Origin of the sequence: Exiguobacterium sp. s70, from assembly GCF_018618315.1 — a bacterium.
GTDB lineage: Bacteria > Bacillota > Bacilli > Exiguobacteriales > Exiguobacteriaceae > Exiguobacterium > Exiguobacterium chiriqhucha.
Genome location: NZ_JACSLV010000001.1, coordinates 382,584 through 398,616, shown reverse-complemented (window position 1 = coordinate 398,616; position 16,033 = coordinate 382,584). Strand labels below are relative to the sequence as shown.

The 16,033-nt window shown below is 51.8% G+C and carries 17 protein-coding genes and 1 tRNA gene; 15 read left to right on the top strand and 3 right to left on the bottom strand.

Features of this window, described 5'->3' with window-relative positions; translation table 11 throughout:
- Positions 1 to 81: 81 nt before the first annotated feature.
- From KNP84_RS02010 to KNP84_RS01995, 4 genes are all read left to right on the top strand, one after another.
- The gene (locus KNP84_RS02010) at positions 82 to 318 is read left to right on the top strand and encodes a hypothetical protein (RefSeq protein WP_021065439.1); all 237 of its coding nucleotides are present in this window, start codon (positions 82 to 84) and stop codon (positions 316 to 318) included.
- Between the two features lie 95 nt (positions 319 to 413).
- Positions 414 to 929 (top strand): DUF2179 domain-containing protein, encoded by a 516-nt coding sequence (locus KNP84_RS02005; RefSeq protein WP_021065440.1) that lies wholly within the window; start codon positions 414 to 416, stop codon positions 927 to 929.
- Positions 930 to 992: 63 nt separating this feature from the next.
- On the top strand, positions 993 to 1,433 hold the full coding sequence (locus tag KNP84_RS02000; protein ID WP_031199788.1) for a hypothetical protein: 441 nt from the start codon (positions 993 to 995) through the stop codon (positions 1,431 to 1,433).
- A gap of 57 nt (positions 1,434 to 1,490) precedes the next feature.
- Positions 1,491 to 2,186 (top strand): MerR family transcriptional regulator, encoded by a 696-nt coding sequence (locus tag KNP84_RS01995; RefSeq protein ID WP_215114107.1) that lies wholly within the window; start codon positions 1,491 to 1,493, stop codon positions 2,184 to 2,186.
- 42 nt (positions 2,187 to 2,228) lie between these two features.
- Here the strand turns inward: KNP84_RS01995 and clpP are convergent, their stop codons facing one another.
- Positions 2,229 to 2,804 carry an ATP-dependent Clp endopeptidase proteolytic subunit ClpP gene (gene clpP, locus KNP84_RS01990; RefSeq protein WP_021065442.1) on the bottom strand — a complete coding sequence of 192 codons (576 nt, stop codon included), beginning with the start codon at positions 2,802 to 2,804 and terminating at the stop codon, positions 2,229 to 2,231.
- 154 nt (positions 2,805 to 2,958) lie between these two features.
- Positions 2,959 to 3,031, bottom strand: a tRNA-Arg gene (locus KNP84_RS01985).
- 123 nt (positions 3,032 to 3,154) lie between these two features.
- Between KNP84_RS01985 and KNP84_RS01980 the strand changes: the two genes are divergently transcribed.
- The 8 genes from KNP84_RS01980 (at position 3,155) to eno (ending at position 11,684) form a co-directional block, all read left to right on the top strand.
- Positions 3,155 to 4,297 (top strand): RNA polymerase factor sigma-54, encoded by a 1,143-nt coding sequence (locus KNP84_RS01980; RefSeq protein ID WP_215114106.1) that lies wholly within the window; start codon positions 3,155 to 3,157, stop codon positions 4,295 to 4,297.
- 1 nt (position 4,298) lies between these two features.
- On the top strand, positions 4,299 to 4,556 hold the full coding sequence (locus tag KNP84_RS01975) for a glutaredoxin family protein (RefSeq protein WP_021065444.1): 258 nt from the start codon (positions 4,299 to 4,301) through the stop codon (positions 4,554 to 4,556).
- A 109-nt stretch (positions 4,557 to 4,665) separates the two neighbouring features.
- Positions 4,666 to 5,694, top strand: a complete 1,029-nt coding sequence (locus KNP84_RS01970; RefSeq protein ID WP_021065445.1) for a sugar-binding transcriptional regulator — start codon at positions 4,666 to 4,668, stop codon at positions 5,692 to 5,694.
- A gap of 59 nt (positions 5,695 to 5,753) precedes the next feature.
- Positions 5,754 to 6,761: a type I glyceraldehyde-3-phosphate dehydrogenase gene (gap, locus tag KNP84_RS01965; RefSeq protein WP_021065446.1), complete on the top strand. Its 1,008-nt coding sequence runs from the start codon at positions 5,754 to 5,756 to the stop codon at positions 6,759 to 6,761.
- Positions 6,762 to 6,859: 98 nt separating this feature from the next.
- Complete coding sequence (locus KNP84_RS01960) at positions 6,860 to 8,044, top strand: phosphoglycerate kinase (protein WP_021065447.1); 1,185 nt, start codon at positions 6,860 to 6,862, stop codon at positions 8,042 to 8,044.
- Positions 8,045 to 8,062: 18 nt separating this feature from the next.
- Positions 8,063 to 8,815 (top strand): triose-phosphate isomerase, encoded by a 753-nt coding sequence (gene tpiA, locus KNP84_RS01955; protein ID WP_021065448.1) that lies wholly within the window; start codon positions 8,063 to 8,065, stop codon positions 8,813 to 8,815.
- The gene (gene gpmI, locus KNP84_RS01950; RefSeq protein WP_215114105.1) at positions 8,816 to 10,354 is read left to right on the top strand and encodes a 2,3-bisphosphoglycerate-independent phosphoglycerate mutase; all 1,539 of its coding nucleotides are present in this window, start codon (positions 8,816 to 8,818) and stop codon (positions 10,352 to 10,354) included. It abuts the gene before it with no gap.
- A gap of 37 nt (positions 10,355 to 10,391) precedes the next feature.
- Entirely contained in the window at positions 10,392 to 11,684 is a 1,293-nt protein-coding gene (gene eno, locus KNP84_RS01945; RefSeq protein ID WP_021065450.1) for a phosphopyruvate hydratase, read from the top strand.
- 89 nt (positions 11,685 to 11,773) lie between these two features.
- Here the strand turns inward: eno and KNP84_RS01940 are convergent, their stop codons facing one another.
- A complete protein-coding gene (locus tag KNP84_RS01940; protein WP_215114104.1) occupies positions 11,774 to 12,157 on the bottom strand; it encodes a DUF2513 domain-containing protein in 384 nt (127 codons plus the stop codon).
- A gap of 393 nt (positions 12,158 to 12,550) precedes the next feature.
- Here KNP84_RS01940 and galU point away from each other — a divergent pair, with 393 nt between their 5' ends.
- From galU to KNP84_RS01925, 3 genes are read left to right on the top strand one after another with little or no spacing between them, the layout of a single operon-like run.
- The gene (galU, locus tag KNP84_RS01935; RefSeq protein WP_021065453.1) at positions 12,551 to 13,432 is read left to right on the top strand and encodes a UTP--glucose-1-phosphate uridylyltransferase GalU; all 882 of its coding nucleotides are present in this window, start codon (positions 12,551 to 12,553) and stop codon (positions 13,430 to 13,432) included.
- 21 nt (positions 13,433 to 13,453) lie between these two features.
- Positions 13,454 to 14,662, top strand: a complete 1,209-nt coding sequence (locus KNP84_RS01930) for a glycosyltransferase family 4 protein (protein WP_251131136.1) — start codon at positions 13,454 to 13,456, stop codon at positions 14,660 to 14,662.
- Positions 14,659 to 15,999: a glycosyltransferase gene (locus KNP84_RS01925; RefSeq protein WP_215114102.1), complete on the top strand. Its 1,341-nt coding sequence runs from the start codon at positions 14,659 to 14,661 to the stop codon at positions 15,997 to 15,999. The genes KNP84_RS01930 and KNP84_RS01925 overlap by 4 nt, the downstream gene beginning before the upstream one ends.
- The last annotated feature ends 34 nt before the right edge of the window (positions 16,000 to 16,033 follow it).

Genomic DNA, 16,033 nt, shown 5'->3' with positions numbered 1-16,033 from the left:
TTGCGCCAAAACCATTCTTCCTATATAATTAGCAATTGTGTATAGGACTTTAGAAATGTAACTTAAAGGAGCTTCATGATTATGTCGAATGCAAAGAAAAGAATCTCGCTCACGATTGACGCTGACTTAGACCAGGTCATCACGGAGCGTGCGAAACAAATCGGAATCCCGAAAAGTGCCCTCGTCACGTTCGCGACAAGCCTCTTCCTCAACCAATTGCGGGCCGAAGAAGTATTGTCAGGCGACACGAATGCCATCTATCAGGTCATCCGTAAAGACTATGAACTGCTCACGAGCGTTGATAACTTAGACAAATAATTGCGAAAGGCTGACTCCGGTCAGCCTTTTTTGGTTGCATCCGGCCCTGAAATTTGAAATAGTGGTTGTATTGAATTCGAATGGAGGTCGTTCCAATGGGGCAAATCTTGCTCATCCTAGTATTACAACTCGTCTATGTACCGGTGCTGACGCTTCGTACCATCATGCTCGTCAAAGGAAAAACGATGATTGCGGGGCTGTTCGGTACGCTTGAGACGCTCATCTATATCTTTGCGCTCGGCATCGTGTTCCAAGATTTGACGACACTCGGGATGATCGTCTATGCGGTCGGCTTCGGACTTGGGATTCTCGTCGGCGGTTACGTCGAGCGGAAACTTGCGATCGGCTACAATATGATTCAAGTGCACACACAAGAGTTCCCGGCCGAGCTCATCCAGAAGATGCGCGACAGCGGCTACGGGGTGACACACTACCAAGGGCAGGGACGTGACGGCATCCGCTATCGTCTCGATGTCTTGGCAGCGCGGACACGGATGAAAGATTTGCGCCAGATGGTCGAGGAGTATGAACCGAAGGCGTTCCTCGTCGCTTTCGATCCAATCGACTTTAAAGGCGGCTATATGATGAAAGGGCTCCGACGCCCGAAATGAACAGGACGACTCACGGAAGTGGGTCGTTTTTTTCGTGGAACGGGGAATAGACGTACAAAGGGGATGAGCGGGTTGAGACGAAAAGGATTATGGATTGTTGTGATTGGGTTGCTCGTGGTCGGCGGGGCGTTGTATGCCACCTCGTTTTGGAACTCGGAGTCGTCACTGAAACCACCGCTCCCGACGGTCCGGGTCGGAACCGTGACCGCGGAAGTGAAACAGTCGACGTTCTGTTGGTCGGACGGGGGCGAGGCGGTATGCGAGGACCACGCTCTGCCGGAAGCGGATGACCTACAGCTCGTGCCGGTCGAAGCGGGTGCCGAGATTGATGTCGAGTTCCACGCCGAGCCGTCGAACGCTTCGTTCCATCAACTCGTCGATGGGGAACTTGTCCCGGCTGAACCGGTCGTGCCAGACGAGCCGGGCGTTTATGTATTCGAGACGGGCGGGGATTGGCCGCAAGGCGATAGCCGCTATGTGTTCGGTGTCGAGGTCAAGGAATAAAAATGTTGACCTGTCCGCTACGGGCGGCTTTATGATAAACGAGAAGGGGGGACGCCAATGATTCAAATCGGAAAAGTGGTCCATCTAACGGGGTTGTCCACTAAGGCAATCAAATGGTATGAAGCGAAAGGACTTGTCCAACCGACTCGTTTAGACAATCAGTATCGGTTATACGGGATGGAAGAAATAAGGCGCCTGAACGAAATCAAATTACTACGTCAAATGGGCATCTCGCTCGAACAAATTCAAACGGCAGAAAGTGTGAGTGGGTTACTCGACAGCAGACTTGATGAGGTCCAACGTGAAATCGAGGCGTTGCGACAAGTTGAGCAACAAATTAAATGGATGCAAACAGGGGGAGATTCAATGAAAGTACGTTATGAGAAGTGGGACCAACCGAAAATCGTAAACGGCTATGTATCCGAACTCACCAAAATCCCATTCGTTTGGGAAAAACTGCAACCAGAGCTGACAACAGACGAATCATATGGCGTCTGTTTAGCGAAAGAAGAAGCCTATTTAGCAGGGATGACTAATCCTGTGACAGGTGAAGACGGAAGACAGGTTGAACTGTCGGCAGGACGGTATCTTGTCGCCACGGTCGAAGGGGGAATTCCAGCCATCCCTACGACATATAATCAACTTCTAGCATTGCCGGATGTAACGTTGCGAGATGCACTCGATTTTGAGCGCTATATTCATGGGCAAGACGGAGCCGACGACTTGATTGAAATTTGGTTGCCCGTCCAATAACAAAGAAGTGCCTTTCCCGAAGTCGGGAAAGGCACTTTTGGATTAACGCGTCATGACTTTGTCGATGAGACCGTAGTCTTTCGCTTGTTCAGCTGACATGAAGTAGTCGCGCTCTGTGTCGCGCTCGATGACTTCAAGCGGCTGGCCAGTGTTGTCGGCCATGATTTGGTTTAATTTCTCACGCATCTTGATGATGCGCTCGGCATGGATTTTGATATCCGATGCTTGACCTTGCGTACCGCCGAGCGGTTGGTGAATCATGATCTCTGCGTTTGGAAGCGCGAAGCGTTTGCCTTGTTCACCGGCTTGAAGCAAGAAGGCACCCATCGATGCGGCCATTCCGATACAAATCGTCGACACGTTCGGCTTGATGAAGTTCATCGTGTCATAAATCGCCATTCCGGAAGTGATCGAACCACCCGGGCTGTTGATGTAAAGTGAGATGTCCTTATCTGGGTCCTCGGCTGCAAGGAAGAGAAGCTGGGCGACAATCGAGTTTGCGACGTTGTCGTCGATTGCACTTCCGAGCAAGATGATGCGGTCCTTGAGCAAGCGTGAGTAAATATCGTACGCGCGTTCCCCGCGACCTGTTTGTTCGATAACTGTTGGAATTAACATTGAATCTGCCTCCTTTATGTAGGTTGTAAACATATCATACCGCTATAGTCAATGTTGGTCAAACGATAGTCATCGTTTTTGACCTATTCCACGGTTTGATGATTCTAAAACGACAAAAGAGGCCAGGCATATGCTGCCTGGCCTCTTGCTATGATACACCCGGAGAGATTCGAACTCCCGACACCTGGCACCGGAAACCAGTGCTCTATCCCCTGAGCTACGGGTGCATGTTCTCTGACACGATTTATTATACATTTGTTTTTTTAAAAAAGCAATCCTGTTCGTCTCACTTTTTTTCGAGCACGATTTCGCGCTGTTCGCTACAATAGGAAGCGAGAGGGGTGTGACCGATGCAACGGCAAGAACAGCAACAACTTCAGACACAACAGTTGACCCAGGACATGGTCCGGCGGCTGCCGATTCTCGAGGCGGACCGGACCGCGATCGCCTTTCAGCTCGGCCGGTTGGCCCGACGCAATCCATGCATCGCCACGGGGAGCGGTGCGGTCGAATGGGTGGCCGATACGGCGAGTGGGTTCGAGGAGCGATTGTTCGAGCAAATCGAGGAAGGGAGCGGGACCGAGGCCCAGCGTGCGCTCCAGAAACGGCTCGTCCTCGCGCTCGACCATCGCGGTCTACTACCGGAGAGCGACTTCGTGCTCGCCCATCGTTTCGAGGTCGATGTGGCGGACATTGAGGCGGCGCGCCAGGCGCTCTTGTTTCTAGAACCGACAGGGATCGGGGCAAAGAATGAGCACGACTGCCAATACCGGCATGCGATTGAACATGACGACCCACTCGTCTTGGACGTGTTCGAGGCGCTCGACGCGAACCTTGATGACATCCCGGGACGACTCGACATCTCGGTTGCCGAGTACGAACGAGTGACGCGTATCGTGGCAACGCTCCCGAAGACGCCATTATTATATGAAGGAACCGAACACGTCGTCCCGGAACTTGAAGTCGTCCGTCATGACGGAGAGCTCGTGACGACATGGTTCAGCCCGACGCTCGACGCGGCTCGGATCGGAGACGACCGCGAGGCGAAATGGTGGAATGAGACGCTCGAGATGCGGAACGCGACGCTTCGATTGGTATGGGCCGTCATCGCCGAACGGCAACGCGATTGGTTGGACGGGAAGCTCGTCTTGCACCCGTTGACGCGAAAAGAAGTCGCCGAACAAATCGGCAAGCACGAGTCGACCGTCGGCCGGGCGATTCAAGGCAAGTACGTGACGACCGAAGGCGGCGTGATGGCGTGGCGTCACTTTTTCGTCCGGGCCTCGCACGGGCAATCGCCGTTCATGGTGAAGAAGGCGCTCGCCGAACTGATTCAACAAGAGACGTCGCCGCTGAGCGATGCCGCACTCATGCGCGAGCTGGCAAGGCTCGGCTATACGGTGACACGACGGACCGTGGCGAACTATCGGGAGGCGCTCGGTTTTGGAAACTCGCGGGAGCGGGAACGACAACTATGGAAAGGAGGGGACTGACATGGTCCTGACGTTATACCGCCGTGCCAACTGTTCGCTTTGCGAGGAGGCACTCGTCATGCTCGAATGGCTCATGGAAGACTATCCGTTTGAGCTCGAGCAGATCGACATCACCGGCAACGAAGAACTTGAGGCGAAGTACTTGTTTGAGATCCCTGTCGTCTTACACGAGGGGCGTGTCATTAGTCAAGGTCGATACGATGACAGTAAAGTTGAAGATTTTGTTAAGTATACGCTTACATCGAAAAAAAACGTTTGAAGGGGTTGCAAGACGGAAAGGTGATTGATAAGATGAAGTCGTAGCGGTGGGACGCAAATATAAAAGTGGGACAAAAATTGTCCATGCTTTAAGTCGAGGGGGAATGAGTATGATCCAGCAGCTGATTCAAGTTCAGAAGCAAATCGTTCCCGACATGCTCGATACGCTCCGACATCGTTACGATATCTTACATTATGTCCGTTTGATGCAGCCGATCGGCCGCAGGACATTGGCCACAAGCCTCGGGCTGACGGAACGAATCCTAAGACGAGAAGTCGACTTTTTGAAAGACCAAGGTCTATTGATGGTCGCTACTCAAGGTATTTCCCTTACGGAATCGGGCAGAAACGTTCTCCGGGACTTGCACGAGGTCATGGGAGAGATCCTAGGCATCTCGGAAGTCGCACGAGAACTCGAGCGCAAACTAGGCGTTCGCCAAGTCGTCATCGTACCGGGTGATTCCGACGAGACGTTCTGGGTCCAGCGAGATATCGGACGGGCCGCCGTCACGCAACTAAAAGCGCGACTGGCACCGGACGACAATATCATCGCGGTCACAGGCGGGACGACGATGGCATCGGTTGCGGCCATGATGTCGCCCGATAAAAAAGAACGGCCGATGCATTTCGTGCCGGCACGCGGCGGACTCGGAGAGACGCTCGAGTTACAGGCGAACACCGTCTGTTCTCGGATGGCCGACCGGGCCCATGCCGACTATCATTTACTCCACATTCCGGACGAGGTTTCGCAAGAGACATTCGAGCGGATGGTGGAGGAACCTAGCATTAAAAATGTACTGGAAATGATTAGAGCGGCGCGAATTGTGGTACATGGAATTGGTGAGGCGGAAACGATGGCGAAACGCCGTCACGCGTCACCAGAGCATTTGCGGATGATCGAACGGCACGATGCCGTCGCTGAAGCGTTCGGATATTATTTCAACGCGGAAGGTGAAATCGTGCACCGGGTCAAGACGGTCGGGATCCAATTGGAGGAGCTCGACGACATGGACACCGTCATCGCTGTCGCCGGAGGAAAGTCGAAGGCACAGGCGATCGCCGCATATGCGAAACACACGCCGAACATCATCCTCGTCACAGACGAAGGTGCGGCGACAGAATTATTAACTCGTTATTAAAGAGTTGACCCCCGTTGGCTCTTCAATAAATAGCTTCTACCCTAAGGAGGAAATTAACTATGGCAGTAAAAGTTGGTATTAACGGATTTGGACGTATTGGTCGTTTGGCATTCCGCGAGATCATCAAAAACGAAGGAATCGAAGTTGTTGCAATCAACGACTTGACTGACACGAAGATGCTTGCTCACCTTCTCAAGTACGACACGACTCAAGGTCGTTTCGACGGAGACGTTGAAGTACACGACGATCACTTCCTCGTAAACGGCGAGAAAGTCATCACACTTGCTAACCGTAACCCAGAAGAACTTCCATGGGGCGAGCTCGGTGTTGACATCGTACTCGAATGTACTGGATTCTTCACAGACAAAGAAAAAGCGGAGCTTCACTTGAAAGCTGGCGCGAAAAAAGTTGTCATCTCGGCTCCAGCTACAGGTGACATGAAAACTGTCGTTTATAACACAAACCATGACATCCTCGATGGTACAGAGACAGTAATCTCTGGTGCTTCATGTACGACAAACTGCTTGGCGCCAATGGCTAAAGTTCTCCAAGACCAGTTCGGAATCATCGAAGGTCTTATGACAACAATCCACGCTTACACAGGCGACCAAAACACGCTTGACGCTCCACACCCGAAAGGCGACTTCCGTCGTGCACGTGCGGCAGCAGCTAACATCGTACCGAACACAACTGGTGCGGCTAAAGCAATCGGCCTCGTTATCCCAGAACTTCAAGGTAAACTTGACGGTGCGGCACAACGTGTACCAGTTGCTACAGGTTCACTCACAGAGCTCGTAACAGTTCTTGAGAAAACTGTATCTGTTGACGAAATCAACGCAGCAATGAAAGCAGCAGCGAACGAGTCTTACGGTTACACTGAAGACGAAATCGTATCTTCTGACATCGTCGGAATCACTTACGGTTCACTCTTCGATGCAACACAAACTAAAGTAATGACAGTTGGCGACAAGCAACTCGTTAAGACAGTTTCTTGGTACGACAACGAAATGTCTTACACTGCACAATTGGTTCGCACACTCAAGCACTTCGCTGAAATCGCGAAGTAAGTTCGTGAACTAAATAGAATCAAATAGGAGCGGAAACAAGAGATTGTTCTCCGCTCTATTTATGAAATTGACACGCACGACATATGGAGGCGAAGGTTATGAACAAACAGTCTATTCGTGACATCGATGTAAAAGGGAAACGCGTCTTTTGCCGCGTTGACTTCAACGTTCCACTCAAAGATGGCGTCATTCAAGATGAAACGCGGATTCAAGCGGCACTTCCAACGATCAAGCACTTGATCGACGGCGGCGCGAAAGTCATTTTGGCGAGCCACCTCGGCCGTCCAAAAGGCGAGAAGAACCTCGAGTTCTCACTCGCACCGGTCGCTAAACGTCTCGCTGAGCTTCTCGGCAAAGAAGTACCCCTCGTTGAAGAGGCGTACGGTCCAGTCGCAGAAGAAGCCGTTTCAAAACTTGGTGAAGGTGACGTCGTCGTTCTCGAGAACGTCCGTTTCTACCCTGGTGAAACGAAAAACGATCCAGAACTCGCGAAAGGTTTCGCGGCACTCGCTGATATCTTCGTCAACGACGCGTTCGGTGCGGCTCACCGTGCCCACGCTTCGACAGAAGGCATCGCGCACCACGTCGACCACGCGGTTGCTGGTTTCTTGATGGAGAAAGAACTTGAAGTCCTCGGCAAGGCACTCTCGAATCCTGACCGTCCGTTCACGGCGATTATCGGCGGGTCGAAAGTTGCTGACAAGATTGGGGTCATCGACCACCTTCTTGACATCGTGGATACACTCATCATCGGTGGCGGTCTCTCGTACACGTTCTCGAAAGCACTCGGGCACGAAGTAGGGACATCACTCCTTGAAGAAGACAAGCTCGACCTCGCTCGTCAGTTCATGAAAAAAGCAGAAGACAAAGGCGTGAAATTCTTGATGCCAGTCGACTGTGTCATCACGAAAGAATTCGGCGAAGAGACATACGTCGGACCAGTCGATATCGACTCGATCCCAGCGGATCACATGGGTCTTGATATCGGACCGAAGACAGTCGAACTTTACGCGGCAGCGATTCGCGAATCGAAACTTGTCGTTTGGAACGGACCGATGGGCGTATTCGAACTTGATAAGTACGCCAACGGAACGAAAGGTGTCGCTCAAGCACTTGCAGACAGCGATGCATACTCAATCATCGGTGGTGGGGATTCAGCGGCAGCAGCAGCCAAGTTTGGCCTTGCTGACCAAATGAGCCACATTTCAACTGGTGGCGGCGCTTCACTCGAATTCATGGAAGGCAAGAAACTTCCAGGCGTCGAAGCGTTGAACGACAAGTAAAACAGAGGAGGGTTATCGATGCGTAAACCGATTATTGCAGGTAACTGGAAAATGAACAAAACACTCTCGGAAGCCGTCGCTTTCGTAGAGGAAGTTAAAAACAATATCCCGTCAACGGACAAAGTTGACGCGGCGATTGGTGCACCAGCAGTATTCTTGGCCCCAATGGTAGAAGCGGCTAAAGGATCGAACTTGAAACTCAGTGCACAAAACATGTACGACAAAGACAGCGGGGCATACACAGGCGAAATCAGCCCGGCCATGGTCGCTGACCTCGGCGTGACATATGTCATCCTTGGACACTCAGAGCGTCGCGAATACTTCGGCGAATCAGATGCGTTCATCAACAGCAAAACGAAAAAAGCGTTCGAACACGGTCTTACGCCAATCGTTTGTGTCGGTGAGACATTGGAAGAGCGCGAAGGCGGCAAGTTCGAAGAAGTCATCAAGACGCAAGTCGAAGGTGGCCTCGCGGACCTCTCAGCTGATCAAGTCAAACAACTCGTCATCGCGTACGAGCCAGTTTGGGCAATCGGCACTGGTAAATCAGCGGACGAAGCAGACGCGCAAAGCTCATGCAAATATGTTCGTGACGTGGTAAAAGGTCTTTACGGTGAAGACGTGGCGGCTGCGGTTCGCATCCAATACGGCGGTTCTGTAAAACCTGAGAACATCAAGGAGTATATGGCACAAGAAGACATCGACGGCGCACTCGTCGGCGGTGCTTCACTTGAAGCTGCTTCGTTCCTCAAGTTGTTGGAGGCGATTTAAATGGCAAGACCAGTCGCCCTCATCATCTTGGATGGTTTTGGAATGCGGAACGAGACGTTCGGCAATGCGGTCGCTGCGGCGAACAAACCGAACTTCGACCGCTTCTGGGAGCAGTACCCACATACGCTCCTGAACGCGAAAGGCGAGTACGTCGGCCTTCCGGAAGGTCAGATGGGGAACTCGGAAGTCGGTCACTTGAACATCGGTGCCGGCCGGGTCGTCTATCAGTCACTTTCACGCGTCAACAACTCCATCAAAGACCGTTCACTCTTCGACCGCCAAGCGATGAACCACTTGGCCGGACATGTGAAGAAGTATGATTCGAGCCTTCACATCATGGGCCTCGTCTCAGACGGTGGGATTCACTCTCACATCAACCACATGTACGCCATCGTCGAGTTTGCAAAACTTCATGGTATCGAAAAAGTATTCATTCACGCTTTCACGGACGGCCGTGACTGTGATCCGAAATCAGGCGCTGGCTTCCTCGAACAGACGGAAGCGAAGCTCGCTGAACTCGGACTCGGTCAAGTCGCTAGCGTGTCTGGACGTTACTATGCCATGGACCGCGACAACCGTTGGGAACGCGTCGAGAAAGTATACGACGTACTCGTCAACGCGAAAGGCGAAGTCGGCACGAATGCAGTCGACGTTCTTAAACAGTCGTATGCAGACGGCTTGACGGATGAATTCGTTCTTCCGACGGTCATCGAGAAAGACGGTCAACCGATTGCGACGATCAAAGACAACGACGCAATCATGTTCTTCAACTTCCGTCCGGACCGGGCGATTGAACTTGCGAAAGTGTTCAAAGAGAAGACCGGCTTCAAAGGCTTCGAACTTTCGAGCGCACATCCAGAGAACATCTTGCTCGTCTCGATGACGAAATTCTCGGATGAAATCGACACGGACATCGTCTTCCCACCAGAAGATTTGAAAAACACGCTCGGTGAGACTCTCGCCGCGCAAGGGTACAAACAGCTCCGCGCTGCGGAAACTGAGAAATACCCGCACGTCACGTTCTTCTTGAACGGACAACAAGAAACACCGTTCGAAGGTGAAGATCGTTTCCTCGTACCGTCACCGAAAGTGGCGACGTACGACTTGAAGCCGGAAATGAGCGCATACGAGCTCACGGAAGGTCTTCTCGAACGCATCGAATCCGATCAATATGACGCGTATATCATCAACTACGCGAACCCGGACATGGTCGGCCATTCCGGTATGCTCGAACCGACGAAGAAAGCTGTCGAAGTCGTCGACGAATGCCTCGGTAAAGTAGTGGACGCACTCATTGCCAAAGGCGGCGCGGCGATCATCACGGCGGACCACGGGAACGCTGACCTTGTCACGAACCCGGACGGCTCACCGATGACGGCCCACACGACGGAACCAGTACCATGTATCGTCACGAAAGAAGGGGTAGAACTGAAACCAGTTCTAGAAGGCGCCTTGTGCGACCTCGCCCCGACACTCCTTCACCTTCTCGGTGGAGAGCAACCGGCCGAAATGACCGGTACATCAATCGTCACGAAGTAACTCAAAAAACTTTCCAAACAAAAAGGAGCGAATTTTCATGTCAATGATTACAGAAATTTACGCACGCGAGATTTTGGATTCACGCGGTAACCCAACAATCGAAGTAGAAGTCTTCACAGAAGACGGCGGTTTCGGCCGTGCCCTCGTCCCATCAGGCGCATCAACTGGTGAGCACGAAGCAGTTGAACTCCGTGATGGCGACAAGTCACGTTACCTTGGTAAAGGCGTACTCAAAGCCGTTGCTAACGTAAACGACACAATCGCACCAGAACTCATCGGCTACGATGTATTCGACCAAAACGCACTCGACAAGAAAATGATCGAGCTCGACGGTACGAAAAACAAAGGTAAACTCGGCGCAAACGCGATCCTTGGTGTCTCTATGGCAGCAGCACACGCAGCAGCAGACGAGCTTGGCCTTCCACTTTACACGTACCTCGGTGGATTCAACGCGAAGACGCTTCCAACTCCAATGATGAACATCATCAACGGTGGTTCGCACGCTGACAACAACGTTGACTTCCAAGAGTTCATGATCATGCCTGTTGGCGCGCCAACGTTCCGCGAAGCGCTCCGCATGGGTGCAGAAGTATTCCACGCCCTCAAATCAGTTCTTTCTGGTATGGGTCTTAACACAGCTGTCGGTGACGAAGGTGGTTTCGCACCAAACCTTAAGTCTAACGAAGAAGCGATCACAGTTATCCTTGAAGCGATCGAAAAAGCTGGTTACAAAGCTGGCGAAGACATCTACCTCGCAATGGACGTTGCGTCTTCTGAGTTCTACGACAAGTCGACTGGCAAGTACGAACTCGCTGGCGAAGGCAAGTCAATGACAACTGCTGAGCTCGTAGACTTCTACGCTGAGCTCGTAAGCAAGTACCCAATCATCTCAATCGAAGACGGTTGCGACGAAAACGACTGGGACGGCTTCAAATTGCTCACTGACAAAATCGGTGACAAAGTTCAGCTCGTTGGGGATGACCTCTTCGTAACGAACACTGAGAAATTGGCTGAAGGTATCGAAAAAGGAATCTCGAACTCGATCCTCATCAAAGTTAACCAAATCGGTACGCTCACAGAAACATTCGACGCGATCGAAATGGCTAAAAAAGCTGGCTACACAGCTGTTATCTCACACCGTTCTGGTGAAACAGAAGATGCGACGATCGCGGACATCGCTGTTGCGACAAACGCTGGTCAAATCAAAACTGGTTCGCTCTCGCGTACAGACCGTATCGCGAAGTACAACCAACTTCTCCGCATCGAAGACATGCTCGGCGATGTAGCGAAATACGACGGTATCAAGTCGTTCTACAACCTCAAGAAGTAATTAAAAAACCACGATGAGCCTAAATTAGCTCATCGTGGTTTTTTGTAATCTAATTATATTGGGGAAGAATCATTTTCTCGATAATCCTTTTAAATTTTACCTTTAATCAGCTCAACTAAAATACCTGAAGCTACTTGAGAGATTAATTGTAATCCTACACTAGTGAATCTTGAAGTACGTTTTTTTGTCTCTGACCATACACTCTCGTCACGTATAGTATCTAAAAATTGGTGTCCATCCCATGTTATAGAGTCAATTATTAAGTCGTAACCGGAACCAGAAAATCTAAGAACTTTAGCGTCAATAAAGTTTGCTGAATTTAAGGTCTGGATGGTATAGAGAATCTCCTCTTCTGAATAAGGTGTCATTCTAGGTGCTTCTTGTATTTCAAAATTTCTTGTGGGAGCGAAAGGTGTATTTATTTCTTCCAGTGTAAGTAAAGCATCACGAACGCAATCATGGTTTAAACGCATTCAGTAACCCCCTTGGTTTAATTAAAGTAGGATAGAAATTAGAAAAAGTTAACCATTGACTTAATTATAACTTGAACGAAAATTATCCCACACCCTTGACTTAATATTACTGCATTTAGAAAAGTGATAATTCTAATCAACTTTTTCGCGTTTATACAAGATTAGTTTTGAATTACGGGAATAGACTAGTGTAGGTAAAAGGAGGCGTTCGTCATGATGATCAGCGGTTTTCTCCTTCTTCTCATCGCGCTCGGTGTCGGTGGTTGGTTCCTGTACAAGTATATGGACGACCGGAAATGGTCGTGACGTATGTCACGGCCGTTTTTTTTTGTGCGTGAACGCTAGGAAATTGGGTATAATCATCAGATACAGCATAAAAAAGGAGAGACGTCCATGACACGCGTACGGAAAGCCATCATCCCGGCCGCCGGGCTCGGTACCCGCTTCTTGCCGGCGACGAAAGCGATGCCGAAAGAGATGCTCCCGATCGTCAACAAACCGACGATTCAATTCATCGTGGAAGAAGCCGTCGCTTCCGGCATCGAGGACATCATCATCGTGACCGGGAAGAACAAGCGCGCCATCGAGGACCATTTCGACCGGGCCATCGAGCTCGAACAGAACCTTGAGTCAAAAGGCAAGACCGAGCTCCTCGAGTCGGTGCGCCACTCGTCGAACCTCGCCAATATCCACTACATACGGCAACAGGAACCGAAAGGGCTCGGCCACGCGATTTGGTGTGCCCGCAAGTTCATCGGCGACGAACCGTTCGCGGTCCTGCTCGGGGACGACATCATCGAGGCGGACGTGCCGGCGACGAAGCAATTGATTGACCAGTACGAGCAGTATGAGCGTTCGATTATCGGGGTGCAGCGCGTCCCGTATGAAATGACGAATCGATATGGTATAATTGACCCGCTTGCCGTCGAAGGGAAGCTGATCCCGGTCCGGACGTTCGTTGAGAAACCGGCTGTCGGAGAAGCCCCATCGAACCTCGCCATCCTCGGCCGCTACATTTTGACGCCGGACGTCTTCGAGGCGTTGTCGGCGCAAGAAATCGGGACGGGCGGCGAGATCCAACTGACGGACGCCATCGCCCGCTTGAACGAGGTGGAGACCGTCTTCGCCTATGAATTTGACGGGCGTCGCTATGACGTTGGGGAACCGATCGGCTTCATCGAAGCGACGATTGCCCATGCGCTCTGCGACCCAGATTTAAAAGCCAACGTCCACACGCTCTTGAAGCGCTTCGTGGACGAACTCGAACAACAGTAAGGTGTGTTATTTTTGAAAACAATGTTAATGGTCTGTCAAAACTATTATCCGGAAATCGGCAGTGCCGGTAACCGGATGCAAAATATTACGCATCTCATGAAAGAACGCGGTTACGAGGTGGAGGTCATCACGGCCGCCCCGTCGTATCCGAACTTCAACTTGTATAAAGACGACCGCTTCTGGAACGACAAGGCGCTCAACAACCAGCCGTTCATCAAGCGTCTCATCACGAAGAAACGCAAGCATACGTCGAACATGGTGAGCCGGCTCGCTTTGTTTTTGGAACAGATGATTAAAGGCGTCGCTGCCGTCCAAAAGCTCGACTCGAAACCGGATGTCGTCTTTGCGACGACCCCGTCTTTTTTTATGGCGTTCGTCGGTGTGTATGCGAAACGGAAGTATGGCGTCCCGTTCATCTTGGACGTCCGTGACCTCTGGCCGGAGTCGGTGAAAGGCGTCGGCGTGTTCAAACACGACTGGATGCTCGCCCCGGCGTTTTGGTTTGAGAAGCGGCTGTATAAGGCGGCCGATGAAATCATCATCAACTCGGAAGGGTTCCGCAGCTATCTGCGCCAACGTGGCGTCGACAACGACATGATTCACTATATGCCGAACTCGATTCGAGAGAGCGAGCGCAACCTCGAGCGGACCGTCCCTGAGGACGACCGGATGGAGATTCTGTACGCCGGGAACATGGGCCTCGCCCAAGACGTATCGCTCTTGCTCGAGCTTGCAGAACGATTCCGTGACGAGCCGCGCGTGCATTTCAAGTTGATCGGCTATGGATACCGGAAGAACGAATTGAAAGACATGATTAAAGCCCGCGGTTTCAAGAACTTCCTCTTCCTCGAGGCGATGCCTCGGACGGAGGCGTTCCAAGCCATCAAGAACGCGGACGTCGCGTTCGTCAGCTTGATTGAGCAAGAAGTGTTCGATACGGTCATCCCGGGTAAATTGATTGACTATATGGCGGTCGGGAAACCGATCGTCGCGGCGGTGTCAGGCCATGCGGCGAATGTCATCGAAGCGGCCGAGGTCGGTTACGTGTCACGGAAGCGTGACATCAACGAGATCGAGCTCATGCTCCGGAAACTGCTCGAACGTCCCGACTTGCGTGAGAAGTACGGCGTCAACGGGATCCGTTATGTGAAAGACAATCTGTGCTGGGAAAACAATATACACGTCCTCGAAGACGTGGTAGAAAAAGTAACGATGGAGGAAACACGATGAAGTCAGTATGTATGTTTGTATGGAATCATTTTACGAATGATGCGCGCGTCTTGCGCGAATGCTCGGCGCTCGCCGAAGCGGGCTATGAAGTCGATTTGATCGCGCTCCAAGACCCGAAAAATCCGTCGCTCCCGAAAGAAGAGATGCGTCCGGAAGGATTCCGTGTCATCCGCGTCAAACGGCAGCCGTCGATTCTCGCCAACGGGATGAAGGCGCTCAAGTCGGCCCGCACATGGGTCAGCGCGAAGAAGACACGTCAACTCGGCGCTGGACTCGTCGGTGCGGGACTGCTCGTCCTCGCACCACTGACGATGATCGGACTCGGCGCGGCAGCGGGTGCGATTTTGTTCCCACCGGTGCGTAAAAACATCGTCAACGCGAGCGCGATGCTCGAGATGGTGTTCACTTCGACGAAGAAGTCGTACGATTTCTATCACGCCAACGACTTGAACACGCTCCCGCAGGCGTTGATCGCCGGGAAACTCGTCAACAAAGGCAAAATCGTCTACGATTCGCACGAAGTCCAGACGGACCGGACCGGTTACGGTTATATCCAAAGTAATCTCGAAGGCTGGCTCTTGCCATACGTCGACTCGATGATGGTCGAAAATCATACGCGCGCGGCGCATAACGAAGAGTTGTACGGCTTCTACCCGTACGTGCTCCACAACTATCCGTTCTATCGTCCGCTCGACTTCACGCTCCGCAAAGACTTGCATGCGCTCCTCGACTTGCCGAAAGATGAAAAGATCCTATTGTACCAAGGCGGCATTCAAGCCGGCCGCGGACTCGAGCAACTCATCCTCGCCGTCAAGGACTTCAAGGAAGGCACGCTCGTCATGATCGGGGACGGGAAACTCAAGCCGGTGATTAAACAGATGATCGAGGACGAAGGCGTCAGCGACCGCGTCAAGATGATTGACAAAGTACCGGTCGAGGCGTTACCGTACTATACGATGAACGCGTATCTCGGTTTCCAAGTGTTGAACAACGTCTGCTTCAACCACTACTCGGCGTCATCGAACAAGCTGTTCGAATATTTAATGGCCGAAGTACCGGTCGTCTCATGTGACTTCCCGGAAATCGAACGTGTCGTCGCCGGCAACGACGTCGGTGTCGTCGTCGATTCGCACGACCCACAATCGATCGCCGAAGGCGTCAACCGCCTGCTCGACGATCAAGCACTCTACGCCCGTGTCAAAGAGAACACGAAGACGGCGCGTGAGCAATATAACTGGGATTTGGAAAAAGAGGCACTCTTGAACGTCTACACGAACGTCGTGGACCGCAAGTTGCCGATTATGAAAGACGGTGCGCCAAAGCCAGTTCAACAGTAAGACTTAGACTGCGGCTTTGTGCCGCGGTCTTTTT